This is a genomic window from Streptomyces sp. NBC_01283, assembly GCF_041435335.1.
In the GTDB taxonomy this organism is placed as follows: domain Bacteria; phylum Actinomycetota; class Actinomycetes; order Streptomycetales; family Streptomycetaceae; genus Streptomyces.
The window spans coordinates 671,267-687,556 of sequence record NZ_CP108430.1; the positions used below are offsets into that span (position 1 = coordinate 671,267).

General features: G+C 70.7%; 17 protein-coding genes. 7 read left to right on the forward strand and 10 right to left on the reverse strand.

Features of this window, described 5'->3' with window-relative positions; genetic code table 11:
• Positions 1-41: 41 nt before the first annotated feature.
• Positions 42-1,658, reverse strand: a complete 1,617-nt coding sequence (locus OG302_RS03035; protein WP_371525222.1) for an AbgT family transporter — start codon at positions 1,656-1,658, stop codon at positions 42-44.
• On the reverse strand, positions 1,655-2,947 hold the full coding sequence (locus OG302_RS03040; protein WP_371525223.1) for an amidohydrolase family protein: 1,293 nt from the start codon (positions 2,945-2,947) through the stop codon (positions 1,655-1,657). The genes OG302_RS03035 and OG302_RS03040 overlap by 4 nt, the downstream gene beginning before the upstream one ends.
• A 92-nt stretch (positions 2,948-3,039) precedes the next feature.
• Between OG302_RS03040 and OG302_RS03045 the strand changes: the two genes are divergently transcribed.
• The gene (locus OG302_RS03045) at positions 3,040-4,059 is read left to right on the forward strand and encodes an Lrp/AsnC family transcriptional regulator (protein WP_371525224.1); all 1,020 of its coding nucleotides are present in this window, start codon (positions 3,040-3,042) and stop codon (positions 4,057-4,059) included.
• Between the two features lie 119 nt (positions 4,060-4,178).
• Here the strand turns inward: OG302_RS03045 and OG302_RS03050 are convergent, their stop codons facing one another.
• The gene (locus OG302_RS03050) at positions 4,179-4,850 is read right to left on the reverse strand and encodes a DNA-binding response regulator (protein ID WP_371525225.1); all 672 of its coding nucleotides are present in this window, start codon (positions 4,848-4,850) and stop codon (positions 4,179-4,181) included.
• A gap of 79 nt (positions 4,851-4,929) precedes the next feature.
• Between OG302_RS03050 and OG302_RS03055 the strand changes: the two genes are divergently transcribed.
• The gene (locus tag OG302_RS03055) at positions 4,930-5,805 is read left to right on the forward strand and encodes an oxidoreductase (RefSeq protein WP_371525226.1); all 876 of its coding nucleotides are present in this window, start codon (positions 4,930-4,932) and stop codon (positions 5,803-5,805) included.
• A gap of 48 nt (positions 5,806-5,853) precedes the next feature.
• Here the strand turns inward: OG302_RS03055 and OG302_RS03060 are convergent, their stop codons facing one another.
• The 4 genes from OG302_RS03060 to OG302_RS03075 all read right to left on the reverse strand — a co-directional run bounded on the left by OG302_RS03060 (position 5,854) and on the right by OG302_RS03075 (position 8,602).
• Positions 5,854-6,228, reverse strand: a complete 375-nt coding sequence (locus tag OG302_RS03060; protein WP_371525227.1) for an ANTAR domain-containing protein — start codon at positions 6,226-6,228, stop codon at positions 5,854-5,856.
• 16 nt (positions 6,229-6,244) lie between these two features.
• Positions 6,245-7,345, reverse strand: a complete 1,101-nt coding sequence (locus OG302_RS03065; RefSeq protein WP_371525228.1) for an SMI1/KNR4 family protein — start codon at positions 7,343-7,345, stop codon at positions 6,245-6,247.
• Positions 7,296-7,721, reverse strand: a complete 426-nt coding sequence (locus OG302_RS03070) for a hypothetical protein (RefSeq protein WP_371525229.1) — start codon at positions 7,719-7,721, stop codon at positions 7,296-7,298. The genes OG302_RS03065 and OG302_RS03070 overlap by 50 nt, the downstream gene beginning before the upstream one ends.
• Positions 7,722-7,831: 110 nt before the next feature.
• Positions 7,832-8,602 (reverse strand): SDR family oxidoreductase, encoded by a 771-nt coding sequence (locus OG302_RS03075; protein WP_371525230.1) that lies wholly within the window; start codon positions 8,600-8,602, stop codon positions 7,832-7,834.
• Positions 8,603-8,704: 102 nt separating this feature from the next.
• Between OG302_RS03075 and OG302_RS03080 the strand changes: the two genes are divergently transcribed.
• Complete coding sequence (locus OG302_RS03080) at positions 8,705-9,535, forward strand: helix-turn-helix domain-containing protein (protein WP_371525231.1); 831 nt, start codon at positions 8,705-8,707, stop codon at positions 9,533-9,535.
• Positions 9,536-9,730: 195 nt separating this feature from the next.
• Complete coding sequence (locus OG302_RS03085) at positions 9,731-10,276, forward strand: DUF6417 family protein (protein ID WP_371525232.1); 546 nt, start codon at positions 9,731-9,733, stop codon at positions 10,274-10,276.
• 55 nt (positions 10,277-10,331) lie between these two features.
• On the opposite strand, the gene OG302_RS03090 is transcribed toward OG302_RS03085, so the two are convergent.
• Positions 10,332-10,865: a GNAT family N-acetyltransferase gene (locus OG302_RS03090; RefSeq protein WP_371525233.1), complete on the reverse strand. Its 534-nt coding sequence runs from the start codon at positions 10,863-10,865 to the stop codon at positions 10,332-10,334.
• Between the two features lie 143 nt (positions 10,866-11,008).
• Here OG302_RS03090 and OG302_RS03095 point away from each other — a divergent pair, with 143 nt between their 5' ends.
• Complete coding sequence (locus OG302_RS03095) at positions 11,009-11,611, forward strand: HutD family protein (protein ID WP_371525234.1); 603 nt, start codon at positions 11,009-11,011, stop codon at positions 11,609-11,611.
• Positions 11,612-11,654: 43 nt separating this feature from the next.
• Here OG302_RS03095 and OG302_RS03100 read toward each other — a convergent pair whose 3' ends face one another.
• On the reverse strand, positions 11,655-12,011 hold the full coding sequence (locus OG302_RS03100) for an STAS domain-containing protein (RefSeq protein ID WP_371525235.1): 357 nt from the start codon (positions 12,009-12,011) through the stop codon (positions 11,655-11,657).
• 339 nt (positions 12,012-12,350) lie between these two features.
• On the opposite strand from OG302_RS03100, the gene OG302_RS03105 reads away from it, so the two are divergent.
• A complete protein-coding gene (locus OG302_RS03105) occupies positions 12,351-12,797 on the forward strand; it encodes a MarR family winged helix-turn-helix transcriptional regulator (RefSeq protein WP_371525236.1) in 447 nt (148 codons plus the stop codon).
• Positions 12,798-12,949: 152 nt separating this feature from the next.
• Positions 12,950-15,103, forward strand: a complete 2,154-nt coding sequence (locus tag OG302_RS03110) for an MMPL family transporter (RefSeq protein ID WP_371525237.1) — start codon at positions 12,950-12,952, stop codon at positions 15,101-15,103.
• A gap of 39 nt (positions 15,104-15,142) precedes the next feature.
• Here OG302_RS03110 and OG302_RS03115 read toward each other — a convergent pair whose 3' ends face one another.
• Positions 15,143-16,279: an LCP family protein gene (locus OG302_RS03115; RefSeq protein ID WP_371525238.1), complete on the reverse strand. Its 1,137-nt coding sequence runs from the start codon at positions 16,277-16,279 to the stop codon at positions 15,143-15,145.
• Positions 16,280-16,290: the final 11 nt, after the last annotated feature.

Below are 16,290 nucleotides of genomic sequence, written 5' to 3' on the forward strand. Positions count from 1 at the left end.
CGGCACCGGTGCGCACCGCGAGACGTCGGCGCTTCAGCGGTTCAGCGTTGGATGTCCGCTCCCGGGCCCAAGGGCAGGCCCAGGCCGTAGAAGAGGCCGAGTACGGCCAGCCAGGCGATCAGGAACGGGACCACGAACACCGAGAGCCGGGCCAGGACCGTGCCGAGCTGTGCCCCGGGTTCGTAGCGGCGCAGGATCGTCAGCATCAGGAAGACGTACGGGTTGAGCGGCGTGATCATCTGGGTCGCGGAGTCACCGATCCGGAACGCCGCCTGGGTGACGGCGGGTTCCATGCCGATGAGCATGAACGCCGGAACGAAGACCGGCGCGACCAGGGACCACAGCGCCGAGCCCGAGGTGACGAACAGGTTCAGGACGCACACCAGGAGCACGAACAGGACCAGACCCGTGAAGCCGGTCAGACCTGCGGACTCAAGGAGGTTCGCGCCGTTCACCGCGAGCAGGGTGCCGACGTTCGACCAGTCGAAGACGCCGATGACCTGTGAGATCACCAGGATGAGCACGATGTAGCCGGACATTCCGGTGATGGACTCGGCCATCATGCGGGGCGCGTCGTCGGCGCGTTTGAGGGTGCCGACGGTGCGGCCGTAGACGACGCCCGCGAGGACGAACGCGACGAACAGCAGCGGCACGATGCCGTTGAGGACCGGTGAAGGGACCAGCGCACCGCCCTCGCCGCGCAGCGGGGAGCCCGGCAGCAGCCAGCACGTGACCACGACGGCCGCGTACAGCAGGACGGCGAGGCCCGAGCGCAGCAGGCCGGTGCGCTGTCTGGCGGTGACGGTGACCGTGATGGCGGGAGGGGCGGTGGGCTCTTGCGAAGCCTGCTCGGCCTCGGTGCCGCTCTCCGCATCGGCGTCCGGGTCCGGCTCCGGCTGGGGCTGGGGCAGTCGGGGCTCCAGGACGCGGGAGATGAGGAACCCGCCGATCAGGGCGAGCAGGCAACTGGCCGCTGCGGTGAAGAAGTAGTTGATGAGGATGTGCGTGGGGGCACTCTCGCCGCCCGGCACGACGGCGGCGGCCTGCTGGGTGATGCCGGTGTAGAGGGCGTCGAGCGCGCCGATGGAGAAGCCCGCCGCGTAGCCCGCGCAGACGCAGGCGAAGCCGCCGATGAGGCCCGCGATCGGGTTGCGGCCCGCGTTCTTGAAGGCGAGTGCGGCCAGCGGCGGGATCACCAGGATCGCCACGTCGCTCATCAGGTGCGCCTGGCAGGACACGAAGGCGACCAGGTAGGGCAGCAGCCTCCTGGGCGCCCGCGCGATGGAGGCCCGTACGGCGGTCTCGAGCAGGCCCGTCTTCTCGGCGACGCCGACCGCGGCCATCATCAGCAGGACGGTGCCGAGCGAGGGGAAGCCGGTGAAGTTCGGGATGAAGTTCTCGAGCAGCCAGCGCACGCCCTCGCCGCTGAACAGGCCCTTGACCGCGAGCGTCTTGTCCTCGCCCGGCACCGTGACGGTGGTGCCGATGGCCGCGAGGACCGTCGAGACCGTGCCGATGATCAGGAAGAGGCCGAGGAAGAGCAGCACCGGGTGCGGCAGTCTGTTGCCCGCGCGCTCGATGCCGTTCATGACCTTGTCGAGGACGGACCGCGGTGGCCCGCCGGCCGGTGTCTTCGCGGGGGTGACCGAGGTGCTCATCCGGCGACTCCCTGCGATGGTGTGCCGCTCGCCGTGGGGGCGGTCAGCGCCAGGCCGAGCGTGTCCTTGCGTACGGCGCCGCGCTGGGCGACGAGCACGATGCCGGCCGGGTCGGACAGCACCGAGATGTCCGCGAGCGGATCGCCGTCGCACAGCACCAGGTCGCCGTGTTTGCCCGCTTCGAGCGTGCCGATCTCCGCGGAGAGGCCCAGGAGTTCGGCGGCGCTGCGGGTACCCGCCTCGATGGCCCGTTCCGGGGTCATGCCCAGGGAAACGAGGTGGGAGAGCTCGCGCAGGTTGCGGCCGTGCGGGACCATCGCCGCGTCGGTGCCCATCGCGATCCGTACGCCGTCGGAGATGGCCGCCGCGATGTTCTCCCGGGTGATGCCGGACCAGCGGACCTTCTTCTCGTAGTGGAAGGGCTGCATGGTCGAACGGTCGATTCCGTCGAACACCGTCGACAGGGTAGGCACCACGAACGTGCCGTGCTCGCCCGCCAGTTCGCGGGCCTGCGCGGTGAGGCCGTAGCCGTGCTCGACGCTGCTGACGCCGCCGCGGATCGCGTTCACGATGCCCGCGGTGCCCTGAGCGTGGGCCGCCACGGGGCGGCCGCCGTGCCGGGTCACCTCGTCGACGACCGTGCGGATCTCCTCGACGGTCAGGCCCTCGTCGTCGGGCTGGTCGTAGGGGCTGCTCATGCCGCCGGTCGCACAGACCTTGATCACGTCGGCGCCGGAGCGCAGCAGGCGGCGCACCGCGACCCGTACCTCGTCCGGGGTGTCGGCGATCTCGCCCACCCCGGCGCTGGGGTCGAAGCCGCAATCCGAACGGAAGTCGGCGTGGCCGCCGGTGTGGCTGAGGATGCGGACCGCCGTGTGCAGCCGGGGGCCGGTGGTGAGTCCCGCGGCGACCGCGTCCCGGTAGCCGGCCGGCAGACCGCCCAGGTCACGGGCGGTGGTGATGCCCGCCTCCAGGGTGATGCGCAGCCGCTCGGCGGTGCGGAAGGTCTCCAGGGTCGGGTCGGTCTCGTGGCGCCGGACCATCTGCCGGGGCGATTCGATGGCGAGGTGGACATGGGTGTCGATGAAGCCCGGCAGGACCGTGCGTCCCGCCGCGTCCACGGTGCGGGCCCTGGCGGGCGCCTCCGGTGCCGCGGCGGCCGGTCCCGCGTGGACGATGGTGCCGTCCTCGTCGATGTCGATCACGGCGTCCGTGACGGGTGCCGCGCCGGTGCCGTCGACGAGGCGGGCTCGGATGATGCGCAGGGAGGAGAACTGTGCGTGGCTCATGGCCGACGATCCTCGGTATCAGGGATCACGGCTGTGTAAAATCGCCGGAATCCTTCACCATGACGCCCTCGACGCAGGATTCGGCACACCCCATGGACACGCAGCGAGCGCACACCCTGGACGAACTGGACCTGGCCATCGTGCATGCGCTCCAGATCCAGCCACGGATCCCCTGGGTGCGGATGGGCGAGGTCCTGGAGGTCGACGCGGTGACGGTCGCCCGCCGCTGGGAGCGCATGGTGCGTGCGGGCGTGGCCTGGGTCGACGGCTACCTCTCGCCGGGCCACGACGAGGGGGTCTACGCCCAGGTCGAGATCGACATGGGCGGACGGCTGAGCGAGGAAACCATCGGGCAACTCGCCAGCGACCCGCATGTCTTGAGCCTGAAGCAGACCTCGGGCGGGCGTGATCTGCTCGCGATCGTCGGCGCCGCCGACCTCGACGGTCTCGCCCGGCTCTCCGGCGACCGGGTCTCGCACCTGCCCGGTGTACGTGCCGTGCGCAGCCATGTCATCACCGCGGCGCCCTTCGAGGGGGCCTCCTGGCGGCTGCGCAGCCTCACCCGGCGGCAGCGGAGCGCCCTGTCCGTGGAGCGGCCCGCGGTGCCCGACGAACCGCTGCGGCCCCTCGACCGCCGGATCGCCCTCGCGCTCGGCGCGGACGGCCGGATGCCCCTGACGGACCTTGCCGAGGCGGTCGGCGCCTCCGCCGCGACCGTCCGGCGCCGACTGCGCATCCTCACCGGCAGCGGGCGGCTCTCGCTGCGCTGCGCGCTGGCCAGACCGCTGACCGGCTTCCCCGTCTCGGTCGTCTACTTCGGCTCGGTGCCCGCCCAGCATCTCGACGAGACGGTGAGCGCGCTGCGGACCCTGCCCGGCTTGCGCATGTGCAGCATCACCGCGGGCGCGCACAATCTGGTGCTCGACATCTGGCTGCCCGCCCTGTCCGAGGTCCACACCACCGAGTCCCTCCTCAACAGCCGCCTCGCACACCTGGATCTGCGCATCACGGAGCGCGCGGTGGTGCTGCGCACGGTCAAGCACGTGGGGCGGGTGCTGGATCGCAGGGGGCACAGCGTGGGCTCTGCGCCGCTCAATTACTGGGATACGTAGGACGCGGCTTGCGGACCTGCGTCGTCTGGTTCAGCTCTCCGTATACGGCGTGGGCGGGCAGGCTGACACCCTGGGGAGCGCGGCGCAACGACGCGCGATCTACCGGGTGTTGGGCGTCGTCAGCTGCCGGTGAGGCCCCGTCGGCTTGCGTTGACGCCTGCCTGGAAGCGTGAGTCGGCTTCGAGTGCCGTCATCAACTCGGCGACCCTTCTGCGGTAGGTCCGCACCGACATGCCGACGCGGCGCGCGCCCACGACGTCGGTGAGTCCGGCCGCCAGCGCGCGCAACACGGCGAGCGAGTCGGCGTCCAGCCCCTCGGTCTCGGTCCGCAGGTAATCCGCGAGAGGGGTGCCGGCATCCCAGGTGGCACGCATCAGCGCGAGTACACCCCCGACGAGAGCCGGCGCGGTGGTGATGGTGAACTCACGGCCGCGGGCACCGCTGCGACCGGCCAGGATCAACAGCCTGTGGTCGATGATGATCGTCTCGTGGGGCAGCGTCGCAGCGCGGACCCGCACCTGCCCGCCAGCCGCCTCGATGGCGAACAGGTGCAGACGCTGTTCCTCGTCGGCCAGTACGGCGGGTGTGTAGAGCTTTCGCACCACCGTGCCGTCAGCGATCCGCGGGCGCAGGCGGCGCGCGAGCGCCGCCCTGGCCTCGGGCCGCGACCAGGTGTGCAGGTCGTTGGCGGCGCAGAAAAACTCCCGCGTCGTCTCGCCGAACAACTGGGCGGTCCGCGCGGCCAGCTCCCTCTCGCCGTGCACCGTCAGGGTCATCTGGTCGGTCGTCACCCTCCCAGTCTCACTCAGGATCGTGGCAACAGGTTGCCATTCGGCCCGTCAACGGTCCTTGAGGGCTGAGGCTGGGGACATGACCACACAGATCACGGCCGCCGCGAGCGGCCAGTTCACACTCGGCGACGACCTCCGCGTCAACCGGCTCGGCTTCGGCGCGATGCGGCTTCCGGCCGGCACGTTCACCGGGCCGGCACGTGATCCGCAGACCGGCACCGCGGTGCTGCGGCAGGCGGTCGAGGCGGGCGTGGACCACATCGACACGGCCGGCTTCTACGCTCGGGGGGACGTACGCGCCAACGACCTGATCCGCAAGGCGCTGGCGCCCTACCCGGCGGAGTTGGTGATCGCCACCAAGGTGGGACCGCTGCCCGGAGCGGACGGCATGCCCACCGGCCAGGCGGGACCCGAGCAGCTGCGCGAGTTGGTGACCGCGGATCTGCGCGCCCTGGGTCTCGACCGCTTCGACCTCGTCTACCTGCGGGTCGGCGGCATGCGCGAGCCCGGCGGCGAGAGCGTGGCCGACCGGTTCGCGGCGCTGGCGCAGCTGCGGGAGGAGGGGCTGATCCGGCACCTGGGGGTCAGCAATGTCGACGTGGCGCAGCTCGACGAGGCACGGGTCATCGCGCCGGTTGTCGCGGTGCAGAACCAGTACCACGTGCATCGTCCCGATGATGCCGCCGTGCTCGCGCGCTGTGTGGAGCAGGGCATGGCCTACGTGCCCTTCTTTCCGCTCGGCGGCGGCTTCGACCCGATCGAGCACGGCCGCCTGGAGAGCGTCGCCAAGCGGCATGAGGCGACGACCGCACAGGTCGCGCTCGCCTGGCTGCTCGCGAGCTCGCCGAACATGCTGGCCATCCCCGGCACCGGCTCCCCCGCCCACCTCACCGAAAACCTCGCGGCGGCCGGTCTGCACCTGGATGCCACCGACCTGGCCGAGCTGAGGGCCTGAGGGCGCCGGAGGGCCTGAGCAGCTCTCCTCCGTCCGGTGACGCCCGCGTCAGCCCGTAGCCGCCTGGCGCTTGCTCAGTGCCTTGGCAAGAGCCGTGCGGATCGGGCTGGGCAACGGCTCGCCATCCGTGGTCGCTATCAGCTCGTCCGCCACCGCGCGCAGTTTGGTGTTGGAGTGCTGCGACACCTCGACCAGGATCTCCCACGCCTCCTCCGCGGTGCACGGCCCCAGGGTCATCAGCATGCCCCGCGCCTGGTCTATGGGCGGATGGGACTCCATGGCGCGATGCAGGTCGTTGACCTCGGTGCGCAGCGCCTTGATCTCGGCGACCTCTTCCGCGCAGTCATCGTTCGGGGCCTGCTGCTCCGGATCGCAACGGGGGGTCAGTGCCGATGTGTTGAGAGAGTCCGGTGAGGAAGCCACCCGCTCCGCCTCTCGTCTACTCGGGCCGCCTCTGTCGGGCCGGCAGAACCGTTGATGAATCGAGCATCGCAGATTCCCCACATCCGTGGCCATAGTTTGCGATTCCGCGCATGCGGCAGCGCCGGTGGCTGTCTGTCCCAACCAACCGGCGCCTACGTCGCACAGCGCTGTGCTTCCGCAGCGATCGGGTAGCCACCTGCGTTGATCTCAAACGGACGCAATTCTGGCCTCGTCGGCCGATCGTGCGAGGTCTGGGCAGACCCGGACACAGTGTGCCGGTACTCCCCCGCCCGCCAAGGCTTGGGGCCGACGGTGCCTTCGAGGCGGTGCTGGATGATGTGGGGCCGGGCCCAGAGATCCAGGATCTCGTTGGCGAGGGCCACGATGGGCGGTCCTCGTCGCCGTGCACCTTGATGGCGGCGGCCGACAGGCTGCGCGGGACGGCTCCCGCGTCGAGCAGGACGCGCCATTCGGCCGGGCCGATCTCCAGGAACTCCAGCGCGGTGAGCTCGCCGATCTCCAGCGGGTCGGCGAGCGTGCCGGGGTAGGCGGCGAGCGTTCGCAGGCGGGGCAGTGCGGCGACCGGGGCGAGGCTCAGCGGCTCGGCGTCCCAGAGGCCGATGGACAGGGCCTCCAAGCCGGGGTGCGCGGCGGCCTCGACGCTCGGCAGCCTTCGGATGTTGACGTGCGCCACGGCCGGCGGCCGGTCTCCGTCCCCGTCGTGATGTTGCCTGTTGTCCTGGCCCCTCACGAGGTCGGTGAGCGAGTCGGCGACCAGGGACGCCCCGACGTGCTCCTCATGGCTGAGAAGAATGATCTGTCCTGCGTGTCCGCGTGGTCCCGGTGTCAGATCGACCGCCAGGCGGTCGCCACCGCCGTTGTCCCCGAAGGCGATCCAGCCCGGCGAGCCGACCAAGCCCTGCACAGCCGCGTCGGGCGGGGTGACGGCCGCTTCCTTCGCGGCGAACGCCCAGGGGCACGGGCGGGACGACGCATCGGCCACGTGCAGGTCGTCCAGGGCGAAGAGTTCACAGCCGACCGCCTCGCACGCACGTTCCGAGGCCTCGTCATCGGCGGCCAGCCCCTGCGGCCATGGCCGTGCCACCCGGTAGAGCACTTTGAGCTCCTGCCACCGGGTCGGGAGGCCGGCGCCAGGGCTGCGGAACGGCGCCCTCGACCAGGAGGAGCGTTCCCGGCGGGCTGCTGCCGGGCTCCACTGCGGGGCTGGGGCCGAGCAGGCGCAGTACGGCCTTCCCGTCCGGCGCTATCTTCCCCGTGAACGAGACAGTGTCGACACCGGCATCCGCCAGCGCGCGCTGCACCCGCTCCGCCGCCTCCGTCTCGTCCCGCATGTCCTCGCCTTGAGCGGCCCGGCCGGACGCCTGCAGCCGTCGCCGCAGGGGCAGACTCCAGCTCTCCCGGCTGATCCGCCCCGACACGCGGACGGCAGGGGCAGCCTGCTCCTGCGCCCCGCTGTCTTGAAAGAGCCTCAACAGGGGCTCCCAGGTCGCGAATTGGCACACCGCAGGCACGGAGCTGTGATCAACCATGCGACGACCGTACGCGGCGCCTCTGACAACGCGGGCAGCCGAGCCCGGTGGGCTCAGCGCTGGCGGACGGGCCGTACGACGATCTCGTTGACGTCGACGTCGGCGGGCTGTGCGAGGGCGTAGGAGACAGCGCTCGCCACGGCATCGGGTCCGATGGCGTGAGCCCGGTAGGCGCGCATGGCCTCGGCGGCGCCGGCCTCGGTGATGGTGTCGGCGAGCTCGGAGTCGACCACACCCGGCGAGATGGTCGTGACCCGGATCGAGGGATCCAGCTCCTGGCGAAGACCCTCGGTGATCGCCCAGGCCGCGTACTTCGTGCCGCAGTAGACGGCTCCGGTGGGAACGACCTCGTGGGCGCCGATGCTCGCGACCGTGACGAAGTGTCCCGAGCCCTGCGCGGCGAACACGGGCAGGGCCGCGGCGATCCCGTGGAGCAGGCCGCGGACGTTCACGTCGATCATCCGGTCCCACTCGTCGACGAGCAGGGAGTCCAGCCTCGACAGCGGCATGACACCCGCGTTGCCGATGAGGACGTCGACGCGGCCATGGCGGTCGTGGGCAGTCCGGACGAAGGCGGCTACGTCCGCACGGTCCGTCACGTCCACCCGTACCGGATGCAGGCCGCCACCGGAGCGGGCTGCCGCATCGGCCGTACCGTCCGCCAGTTCCCGCAGGCGGTCGGTGCGGCGTGCACCGGCCACCACCAGGTGTCCCTCGGTCACGAGCCGGGTGGCGACGGCCGCGCCGATACCGCTGCTGGCGCCGGTGATGAGGACGACCTTGCGGTCGCTCGGCGCAATGGTTTCGCTGTGCTGTGTGGTCATGTCCTTGAGACTGGACCGGCCGGAACGTCCGTGGCAGAGGCGGCGTTCTCCTGGGTGCGGCGCACCCAGGAAGCGCGGCGGACCGCGACCTAGCATGGGGGCATGGCACGCACAGAGCTCGGCGCCCACCTCACCGCACGGCGCGCCCTGGTCACCCCTGCCGATGCGCACCTCATCGTCACGGGATACCGCCGGGTGCCGGGGCTGCGGCGCGAGGAGGTGGCCATCCTCGCGGGGGTCAGCGCCGACTACTACGTTCGCCTGGAGCAGGGCCGGGAGCGGGCACCCTCCGGGCAGGTGCTCGACGTACTGGCCACCGCCCTGCGGCTGGACGAGGACGGTCGGCTGCACCTGTTCCGGCTGGCCGGCATCGGCCCGCGCCCCAGGGCCGCCGGCGTGGCGGACCGGGTCGAGCCGAGCCTGCTTTCCCTCATGGATGCCTGGCCGCACAATCCGGCCGTCGTCTACAACCGCGCGTACGACGTCCTCGCCTCCAACACGATCGCCGACGCGCTCTTCCACGGCTGGGCGCACTCGCGCAACCTCCTGCATGTCGTGTTCACCGACCCGGCCGCACGCGCCTTCTACCGCGACTGGCACGCCGTCGCGCGCAACTCCGTGGCCGGTTTCCGGCTCGGCCACGGCGCGGCGCCGGACGATCCGCGGGTACGTCAGGTGCTCGGCGAACTCCTGGAGAGCAGCCCGGAGTTCGCCGGCCTGTGGGCCCGCCACGACGCCCGGGGCAAGACCCTGGAGCGCAAGGACTTCGAGCATCGCGACGTGGGGCCGCTGACGTTGACCATGCAGACGTTCGACGTGCGCGCGGCGCCGGGCCAGGAACTCGTCGTCTACCACGCGGAGGCCGGCTCCCCCAGCAGCGAGGCGCTCGCGCTCCTCGGCTCACTGGCTGCGACGGCACGCCGGGAGCCCTGAGCCGCACCACCGAGCCCGGCCCGATCGCCCGTTCGACCGTTCCGCACCCCACGCCGCTTTGGGAGGGAGACCCTGCCAACAACGCCCCTTCGGGCCGGGATGCACGCTAGCGTCGCGGCAACGCACTGTTCGGCGGGAGGGGCAGGTATGCGGCGCTCGGCTGGACATTTCGCGCTGCTGCAACGGGTGGCTGACGTGCAGCGCACCATCGATGGCTGGGCCGCGGCAGGGCCCGGCCTCGATGAACGCACCACGGGCCCCCTGGTGAAACTGGGACTGGCTCGGGTGGCACCTCGCGACGAACAGTCGGAGCTCTCCGCGAAGGCGGGCCAACCGACCCCGTGGGCTGTGCAGTTGACGGCCGACGGGTGGGACGCACTCCTCTACGCGCAGGTACGGGCCACTCCCCCACCCGCAGGGGAACCGGCTCCGGGACTGCAGCAAGTGGGCCTGCGCCGCTCGGAGTTGGACTCCGTGAGGCGGTTCCTGGATCTGCGTGGGCAACTGCACCAGGGGCCCGCGTCCGGCCTGCGGGCAGCGGTGGAGGCGGCCCGCTTCAACGCCGCCTCCAACAGGTGGGTCGTATATGTGAACGGCGAGCAGATGCAGTCGATGGCGCGCGCGTTCTTCCTTGAGCGCCTCAGTGGATCACCGGGCCCCGCCAACCGGTTCGCCCGCGTCTACGGGGTGAGCCATACGCCCTCCCCCGACCTCCGCGTCCCTGAGCCGGAGCGGGGCTAGGTCGGCTGGGCGGGGTCGGCTGGGCAAGGTCGGCTGGGCGTGACGTTCGAGACCGTCAAGTGGTCGTGGCTCGTGGCCCGTCGTCGACGAAGCCGAGTCGACGGTTCATGCCGATGGCCGCCGCGTTGTCGGGGTGGTGGAGGGTCCGCAGCCAGTGCATGCCCTGTGAGCGTGCGAAGCCGATGGCCAGCAGTTTCATGGCCAGGGAGATCCCCTTGCCCCGGTGGCCGGCCAGCAGCCCGGTCATCTCGCTGAAGGCATGGCCTTCGGGCTGGATCGATGTGGTTGCCATGCCGATCCACGACCCGCCGTCCAGGGCAAGGACGACGCCGTGGGGATCATAGGTGGGGGTCTCGATGCGCTGGGCCACGTACTCCTCGAACGTATAGAACTCACCCCGTCCGGGGATGTCCGCGGAGCACGTCTTGTTCAAGTCGTACAGCGCACGCCGGTGTTCGGGCGTGTCGCCGAAGGCTGCCATGGTCGTGAACTCGATGCCGCTCTGCCGGCAGCTTCGGAGGCGGGGCTCGAACCGGGTGTCGTCGAACGCGTCGAGGTCGAGCTTGAGCCGAACCCACTCAACGGCCATGAAGGCACCTCCAGGATCACCGGCCTGCACACGTCCTCGAACCCTACCGATCAAGAGCACGTCACATCCCAGCAGGGCGAACCCCGCGGCTGGTCGGCGCGTAGGCTGCCCCCGGATTCAGTAGAGGAAGGAGGCGGCGTCGGATGGGTGACGATGTTCTGCGCTGGAGCGCATACCTCAGCATGCCGTGGAAGAACGGCGGCGGCATGACGCGGGAGGTCGCGTCGGGCACCGTACAAGCGCCTCCGGCCTCGGCGGGGCCCGCGGACGGCTACGACTGGCGGGTGAGCATCGCGGACGTGGACGCGGGAGGACCCTTCTCCTCCTTCCCCGGGATCGACCGCGTGATCACCCTGGTCGAGGGCGTAGGCATGGTGTTGACCGTGGACGGGACCCCGCAACGGGTGGAGCCGCTGAGCCCCTTCGCCTTCTCCGGCGACGCGGTGACGGACTGCCGGCTTGAGGCCGGAGGGGTGCGCGACATGAATGTGATGACCCGCAGGGGCCGCTCGACCGGGCAGGTGCGGATCGTCACCATCGCCGCCGCACAGGGTGCGGAGATGACGTGCACCGCGGGCGAGACCCTGCTCGTCATGGCGACCACCGAGGGAGTCACCGTCGGCGGGCCGGGCGGGCGGGAGACCGTGCTCGGCCGTCTCGACTGCGTACGTCACGAAGGCCCGGCGTCCCTGTCCCTACGGGGCGACGGCACGGTGGCCGAGATCAGGATCACCGCGGCTCGGTGAGAGTGCGAGCCCGGGTGGCCCGCGCCGTCGGCCGGCTCGGACATCATTCGGAACGGCCGTGTGCCTGCCCTTCGGTGAGGCGCAGTGTTTCGATGCCGTCCCAACCACGTGCGGTGAGCCTTTCGCGCAGCGCCAGTTCGGAGGCGGCGCGGATGAGCAGGCGCTGGGGTGGCTGGAGGTTCTTGGCGAGGGCGACGAGGATCTCCAGGGCGCTGTTGGCGAGGTAGTGAACGCCGGTCAGGTCGATGGTGATCTCTTGCGTGCCGCGGCACTGGGTGGTCAGGGCCATGGCCAGAGCGCCCTTGTGTTCGCCCAGGACCTCGCCGAAGAGACACAGACCCTCGGCGGCGGGGGTTGACGGCACGATGAGCAGCAGATCGTCGGCGAAGTAGCCGTGCATGAAAGTCCCGAAAGCCGTGCACCGTCGAGAAGCGGCGGAGCTCCAAGGCGAAAGTCGCCGTCAAAGGAAGCGGCGCGCCTCGCGGTGCCAGATGGCGGGCACAGGCTCCCGCAGGTACAGCCGTTGACGGTAGGGGCCGCACTCCGGCCCCGATTGGTCGCCGAAACGCCGCTGCCGCGCTGACGGCGAGCAGTCGTTCCACGGACTATGCCACCACGCTACTCCCGTCAGGGGGTCGACCGACAGGGCGCAGCACGGACTCCGCGCCTGGATCTATAGGCTGCACCTGTGGTCAGTACAGAGGGTTCAGCGTCAGGCGGCGGTTCGGCATCGGATCAGATGCCGACGGATCTGCAGTCGTTCGCGGTGCAGCTGCGGCGCATGAACGGCGAGCTCAACCGGGTCATCCATGGTTTCGCCGCCGGCCACGATCTGCACGCGACGGACGTGCAGGCTCTCGCGGCGATCCTGGACGCGAGTGAACCGCTCACTCCGGGGCGGCTGCGCGACCATCTGGGGCTGACATCGGGCGCCGTCACCGCGTGCCTGGACCGTCTCGAACGGGCCGGACACATCCGCCGGTCGCGGGACAGCGCGGACCGCCGGGTGGTCCACCTGCACTACGCTCCGGGGGCCAAGGCGGCGGCACGCACCTTCTTCCGGCCGCTGGCCGAGGCGACGGAGAACGCTCGTGTGCGGTTCAGCGAGGACGAACTCGCCGTAGTGGTGCGCTTCTTGGGCGCGATGAACGAGGAACTCTCCGAGCTGCGCGGCCGTCAGCGCTGAGCGCTCCGCCGGACATGCCGCACCGGGCCGTCGTGCGCCCGCGGCAGGGTGGTCCGGCCCCTGTGGTGTACCCGCCTGGCATCCCTGCCGGACGAGATGTTTCAATCATTGAGATTCTTTTTCGTTGAAGCATCATATGCGCAAGGAGACCCATGTCCACAGGTACGCGTCTGGCACGCCGGCTGGTGCCCGTCGTCCTGCTCGTCGCCTGGCTCGGCATCGGCGGGACGCTCGGGCCGTACGCCGGAAAGCTCGGGGAGGTCTCCACCAACGACCAGTCCGCGTTCCTGCCGCAGAACGCCGAAGCCACTCAAGTCATCCACGCCCAGCGGAAGTTCCACCAGGCGGAGACCCTCCCCGCGATCGTCGTCTGGACCGCGGACGGAGCCGCTCGGGGCGGCGGAATCGACAAGGCTCAGCAGGCCGGCGCCACCCGGGCGCTCGCCTCCCTGAAGGACGCCGCAGGCATCGCCGGGCCGGCGTCCCCGGCCGTCCTGTCCGAGGACGGCCGGGCACTGCAAGGGGTCGTGCCCCTGCGGTCCGACCTCGGCGAGGATCTCGAAGCCACCCTGGAGCAGGTCAGGAAGGCGGCGGACCAGGTGTCCGGGACGGAGGTCCGGGTGGCCGGGCCCGCGGCCAGCCAGGCCGACCTGTCCGACGCCTTCGGGGGCATCGACGGCCTCCTGCTCGGGGTCGCCCTGATCACCGTCCTGGTCATCCTGCTGCTCGTCTACCGCAGCCTGCTGCTCCCGCTGGTGATCATCCTCGGGGCCGTCTTCGCCCTGGGGCTCGCCTGCGGGATCGTCTACGTGCTCGCCGACCACGATGTCGTCCGGGTCGACGGGCAGGTCCAGGGCATCCTCTCCATCCTGGTCATCGGCGCCGCGACCGACTACGCGCTGCTGCTGACCGCGCGCTTCCGCGAGGAACTGGCCGTCAGCCGCGACAAGATCGCCGCCATGCGCTCGGCGCTCAGGCGCTCGCTCGGCCCCATCGTCGCGAGCGGGGCGACCGTCGCTCTCGGACTGCTCGCCCTGCTGCTGAGCGATCTCACCAACAACCGCGCGCTCGGGCCCGTCGGAGCCATCGGCATCGCCTGCGCCGTGCTCAGCACGCTGACCTTCCTGCCCGCGGTCCTGGTCCTGCTCGGACGCGTGGCGTACTGGCCCGCCAAGCCCAAGTCGGCCTCGGAGAAGTCCGCGGGCCAGGGTGTGTGGACGCGGATCGCCTCGCTCGTCGACCGGGCGCCGCGCAAGGTGTGGGCCTGCACCCTCGTCGGTCTGCTCGTCTGCGCCGCCTTCGCCCCCGCGCTGCAGTCCAAGGGAGTGCCCCTGGACGAGATCTTCGTCAACGACGCGCCCTCGGTGGCCGCGCAGAAGACGCTCGGCAAGCACTTCCCCGGCGGCTCGGGCAACCCGGCCGTCGTGATCGCGGATGCGGACAGGGTCGAGCAGGTCAAGGCGGCGGCCGAACGCACCGAAGGGGTGTCATCGGCCGCCGCCGTAACCGCGTCCGGTCGGCCGGGCACGGGAAAGCAGGAAGCTGCGGAGCAGGGGGCCGAGAAGCAGGACGCCGCCGCAGACGTGCTCGTCGTCGACGGCCGCATACGCATCGATGCGACCTTGGAGGACGCCGCCGACAGCGACGCGGCGAAGGACACGGTGGCGCGGCTGCGTGCTGCCGTCCACGCGGTGAACGGTGCCGACGGACTCGTAGGGGGCTACACCGCGCAGCAGTACGACACCCAGCGGACCGCCGAGGACGACCGCCTGCTCATCGTCCCGGTGGTCCTCGCGATCATCCTCGTCATCCTGATCGGACTGCTGCGCTCGCTGCTCATGCCCGTCCTGCTGGTGGCGACGGTGGCACTCAACTTCCTTGCCACGCTGGGTGTGTCGGCCCTCGTCTTCCAGCACGTCCTGGGATTCAGCGGCACCGACTCCTCCGTACCGCTCTACGGATTCGTCTTTCTGGTGGCTCTGGGCGTGGACTACAACATCTTCCTGATGTCCCGGGTCCGCGAGGAATCACTGCGCCACGGGGCGCGCGAAGGAGTGCTGCGCGGTCTGACCGCTACCGGCGGCGTCATCACATCGGCCGGGGTCGTACTCGCGGCCACCTTCGCGGCACTCGGCATCATCCCGCTGGCCTTCCTCGTCCAGATCGCGTTCATCGTCGCCTTCGGCGTCCTGCTGGACACCCTGGTCGTACGGTCGCTCCTGGTGCCGGCCCTGGTACGCGACATCGGGCCGGCGGCGTGGTGGCCGGGAGCCCTCAGCCGCACGGGGCGTGACGGGGTGCGGTGACCCGGGCCGGCCCGGCGTGCGGCGAGGAGCTCGGGCGGGTCAGGTGCCCGCGGAGACCGGCGAGTCCGTCCGGTCGCCCACCGAGTCCTGCGTCGCGGACTTCGGGATGGGCCGGTCGTGCCGCAGCGCGCTCCACACCCGGTGCGAGGCCTTCTCCAGCGGCAAGACCCGTCCCGCGTCCTGGGCGTCGTAGGTGACCGGCATGGTGACCATGTTGGTGCGGTCGGGGCTGATGCCCTTCAGCTCCTTGGCCAGACCGAGGAGCTTGTCCGCGGACGCCAGCTCGGAGTCGGCGCTGATGGTCTTGGTCGCGGTGTCCGCCAGGTCGTAGGACTTGGCGGGGCTGCCCAGCGGATCGACGGTGTCGGCACGGTGGATCAGCGCCTTGATGAACGCCTGCTGGAGCTGGATGCGGCCCAGGTCACTTCCGTCGCCCACGCCGTGCCGGGTGCGGACGAGCTGCAGTGCCTGCTTGCCCTTGAGCGTGTGCTTGCCCGCGCTCAGGGCAAGACCGCTGTTGGGGTCGTGGATCGCCTTGCGGGTGGTGATGTCCACACCGCCGAGCTCGTCGATGAGCTTCTGGAATCCCTTGAAGTCGACCTCGAGATAGTGGTCCATGCGGACGCCCGACATCTTCTCGACCGTCTTCGCCGTGCACGCCGGTCCGCCCACCTGGTACGACGAGTTGAACATGGCCTGCTGCGCGCCGGCCGCCTCACCGCCGTGCGGCTTCGCGCACTGGGGCCGCTCGACCATCGTGTCGCGCGGGATGCTGACGACCGAAGCCTTCTTGTGGGTCTTGTCGACGTGCAGGACCATCGCCGTGTCGGCGCGGGCTCCGCTGATGCCGCTGCCGTAGTGGCCGTGCGTTCCCGCCCGGGAGTCCGACCCGAGCAGGAGGATGTTCATCGAGCCGTCCTTCTGCTCGCCGGGCCGGTCCTTTCCGAGGGCGGCGTTCATGTCCGTGCCCTGGATGTTGCCGTTGAGGTGCTGCCAGGCGTAGGCGGCACCTCCTCCGCCGATCAGGACCGCTCCCAGCGCGCCCCACGCGACGTACCGCAGGGCCTTCTTCTTCGGCTTGCGCCGGGAGCGCCGTACCCGCGGGGGCCCGTAGCCGGGCACTGCGGGGCCTTCGGCCATGTGCGCCTGCTGCTCGTTGCTGCTCTCGTGCGGCATGCGCTGCCCTT